The organism is Leptolyngbya sp. FACHB-711, from assembly GCF_014695615.1.
Classification (GTDB): Bacteria; Cyanobacteriota; Cyanobacteriia; order Elainellales; family Elainellaceae; genus Leptolyngbya_A.
Map to the genome: position 1 here is coordinate 1 of NZ_JACJOR010000575.1, position 3,624 is coordinate 3,624.

Annotated in this window: 5 protein-coding genes; 3 read left to right on the forward strand and 2 right to left on the reverse strand. The window is 45.9% G+C overall.

What is annotated here, in order from left to right:
* Positions 1–257: 257 nt before the first annotated feature.
* A complete protein-coding gene (locus tag H6F80_RS31505) occupies positions 258–611 on the reverse strand; it encodes a PadR family transcriptional regulator (RefSeq protein ID WP_190794857.1) in 354 nt (117 codons plus the stop codon).
* 181 nt (positions 612–792) lie between these two features.
* Here H6F80_RS31505 and H6F80_RS28330 point away from each other — a divergent pair, with 181 nt between their 5' ends.
* Both H6F80_RS28330 and H6F80_RS28335 read left to right on the forward strand, forming a co-directional pair.
* A complete protein-coding gene (locus tag H6F80_RS28330) occupies positions 793–1,107 on the forward strand; it encodes an NfeD family protein (protein WP_190794858.1) in 315 nt (104 codons plus the stop codon).
* A gap of 283 nt (positions 1,108–1,390) precedes the next feature.
* The gene (locus H6F80_RS28335) at positions 1,391–1,684 is read left to right on the forward strand and encodes a hypothetical protein (protein WP_190794859.1); all 294 of its coding nucleotides are present in this window, start codon (positions 1,391–1,393) and stop codon (positions 1,682–1,684) included.
* 188 nt (positions 1,685–1,872) lie between these two features.
* On the opposite strand, the gene H6F80_RS28340 is transcribed toward H6F80_RS28335, so the two are convergent.
* Positions 1,873–2,145 carry a hypothetical protein gene (locus tag H6F80_RS28340; protein ID WP_190794860.1) on the reverse strand — a complete coding sequence of 91 codons (273 nt, stop codon included), beginning with the start codon at positions 2,143–2,145 and terminating at the stop codon, positions 1,873–1,875.
* 380 nt (positions 2,146–2,525) lie between these two features.
* Here H6F80_RS28340 and H6F80_RS28345 point away from each other — a divergent pair, with 380 nt between their 5' ends.
* A complete protein-coding gene (locus H6F80_RS28345; protein ID WP_190794861.1) occupies positions 2,526–3,155 on the forward strand; it encodes a GNAT family N-acetyltransferase in 630 nt (209 codons plus the stop codon).
* Positions 3,156–3,624 lie beyond the last annotated feature (469 nt).

Below are 3,624 nucleotides of genomic sequence, written 5' to 3' on the forward strand. Positions count from 1 at the left end.
TCCAGAGAAAGGTAGCAACTCTAGCAATTCTGGAAGTTCCCTTCTCGCTTAGATAATAGTCCCTCTCCCACAAATCGCCCATTGAATCGTCTCTGATCGGCTCGAAAATTAAATATCTTGCTGCACTCTCAATTAGCTCTATGAGCATAGCCATCTAACCCGAGATTTTCTACAATAGAAACACCAAAGATGGTAGGAGAAATATTCAGATTTGATCAAAATGAACGTTGTACTACACAAAAGCTTTAAATTTAGGATTAGAATGAGACTTGTGTAACTCCGTTTGGACTTCTAATATAGCTTCTAATTTTTTCCATTTCAGTGATTGCCTCCTTACCTTTCGAGGTTGCTTGATAGTACCGACGACAGTGACCATTACGCACTGCAACATTCTTCTGGACGTGCTGAATCTGGATCAATCCCCGGTCTTGCAGTCGCTGAAGCGCAGGGTATAAAGTGCCCGGATTGAGCTGGCAGCTTCCGCCGCTAGCAGCACTGACAGCCTCGACGATTGATTGCCCATACCGAGCTTCGTCTAGGATAGTGAGAAGAATAACCTCTTCTAGAAATGTTAATTTGAGGTCTCGAAATTTTAACTCCAGATTCCCCATATCCTGAAGAATTCCTTCGGTAGATTCGGTAGTGAAATTCTATCAGGAGAGACATACTGTTGATATCTATTAGTCGATATCGATTTCGGCTATCAATAATCAAAATCGATAACTAGATTGCTTAACCGCTATGCTCCTTTCAAGCTAACTACATTAGCCCATAAAGCGATCGGAGGGAAGGATGAAAGAGACGTTGCTTTCTCTGGCAAATCGGTTCTTCTTTAGTAGCGAAATTTACACTTCTAGTTATTTAGTACAATCGATTCCTTACTATTACCAGGAAGCAGTAGTAATTCGGGCGATCCTTCCCGGGCAGCGAGGACGAATCCAAATTGGAAGTTCTTTCTGGTTTGCTCGCTGCCCACAACCAATTCTCCTGATGCCGGAAGCTGTTGTTCAAGTCATGGGTCGCGACAATATTACGCTGCTGGTTAAACCAATTCAGCCTCTACTGCCTACCGCCTCCCCAGAACAGTTCTTGAGAGGCAATAGCTGATGCAATACCAACACAGCCTTTTGTTTCGGTTCGTTTTTCAATTGCTCAAGTATCTCTTTTTCTTCTCGCTTGGGTGGGCAATAGCGTATCTAATATCGAGTATTTTCGGGCTGTCCGCTGTGACTACCTTTTTGTTCATCCTAATTCGGGGCTGGTGGATACAGACAGCGCTTTGTGCAATTGTAATGCTGGGTGTGGCAATTTTGCTGGAAGTCATTCAAGCGATTTAGCCCAATAGCTGGGCAAACCCTTGTATGATTTTAATGTCAACGGATGGTTAAGGATGCCTGAGTTTCGTGAAATCAGCGGGTACAATTGTTCGGATAAATTCGTCTACAATTTGAGTTTCATAGGTTTAGAGCAGGGAAACGCAAATGCTGACTGGCGAAATCCTGGCGCAGATTCGGGCTTAGGCAACATCAGAACAAAAAATAACGTTAGGGCTGAAGTTCTTGTCTTAACTGCATCTCAGACGTTGATTATTCGTGAAACCCCGCAACTCATCAAACGATTTTGTGTGATTCTCAACCTCTGGCTCAACGAGAAACTAAAGCTTTCAGGCATTACCGAACGGTAATTTAATCCAAGTTCAGGTCAGAGCGATTGATGGCAGAAGCTGAAACGCTCGATTGCTCACGCATGAGGAAATTTGATGCGTGTCAAACTTGAAAGCAAGTAGTCAAATTCTGACACGCATCAAAACGATGATGTGAACTCAGCTTAATTCAGTAGCTCTAATCCTAGTTCAGCTGCCTTCGCTACCAGTTACGCCATCTTTATTTTCAGTCTTTGCTGTTCTCGCTCCAGTTTCTTGAGCTGCCGACCCCGATCGATCGCCGCTTGCAGTTCTTCAACTTGAGACTCTCTCAGGTAACGTGCTTTCTGTCCAGGAATTCTGAGTCTCCGCTGAACTGAAGGTTGTCCTCGCACCGTCGTTCCGCCTGGCACTGAGAAGTCGATCCGACCATTCAGCACAATTTCTCCCGCTGCTTGAAGGGCAGCGATCTCAGTTTCTAGCTCTGCGAGTCTGGCTTTCAATTCTGGATATTTCAGTTTTGATGCGTGTCAGATTTGTAATGTTTACTCTTATTTTGACACGCATCAAGTTGAACTAAGGTCTGTCAGGACCCCGATCGCCTTCAAAGGCTTGATTAGAGGGAATTTGAGCAGATTGGAAGTAAAAGTTGTCTTAGAATGATCAGGTAGAGATAAGTGACGTGAACTTCCTCAAGCGCCTCCTCAAACGTAGGGTAACCACTGGGCAGGCGTCCAAAGCAATCCAGCAGGATCGATGCAACCTGCTCAATAACGCTGGTATCCACAGGATTTAAATCGGTGATTCGCATCAGCCTCTGGAGCGGGAGGAGAATTTGCTGTAGCAGTCCTTAACAAATTCAACCGTAAAGATTCCAACTGTTATGTCAACAGAACATCTGAGTCCAGCCTATCGAATTCATACTCAACGACTGATTGTACGCTGTTGGCATCCCGGTGATGCGCTGCTGTTGTCTACGGCGATCGCCCAAAGTTTAGAGCATCTAAAAGTCTGGCTACCGTGGGCACGTGCAGAACCCAAAGATTTGCACCAGCGGGTAGATTGGCTCAGACAATGCCGTGGCGAGTTCGACTTGGATCAAAACTTCAACTATGGCATCTTCAATCTTGGGGAAACGCAAGTGCTAGGCGCGGTTGGGCTGCATCCTGGTGAGAGTGACGATGCGCTGGAGATCGGCTACTGGATTCATGCCCATCACGTCAATCAAGGATTGGCAACCGAAGCAGCAGCGGCTTTAACCAAAGTTGCATTTGAGGTGAACCAGGTGTCGCGAGTGCAGATCGATTGTGACGCAACTAACTTCAAAAGTGCGGCGGTTCCACGAAAACTGGGCTTTGTTCATGAGGCAACACTACGTCAACGGGTGGAGAATCATGAGGGACGCAAACAAGATTCCATGATTTGGTCTTTATTTGCAGAAGATTACCTCACCAGTAAAGCGGCGGCAGTCGTCGTTGAGGTGTTTGACGCGATGGGGCAGAAAATTCTCTGATCTTTGCAATTGTCTAGGATTCGCCATGACTATCTGTGGTGATTGAAGGGGTGCTGTCATATGCCGTCATGAGATGCAATTAGAGCAAATCCGAAGCCTAAAACAACGCAAATTCGTTAACTAATAGAGGCAATTCGAGGGGCGCAGCAAAATTTTTAGTACAAGGGATCTGCTCCTAAAACCTTGCAAGGCAAGGTTTCTAGCCTAATTGCACTTCATGACAGTAACCCTTCAATCACCCCGAGTACGGAAGACGAAGCTCTATCTGGTCACGCACGGAAAGTGGTTGGGTCATGCGCTTTCATCAAGGCACACCATATCAGCCATAACGCCCATGCACCCGACCACGAGGGTCTATTTGTTGAGCGTTCGAGGTGATCTGCGGCGGGTAATGGGCAACGTTAGACGGAGTAGCCCGTAAGCTTTGAGTCTCATTCATAAATCTCTAGATAAAAAGTTCTATGGCTTC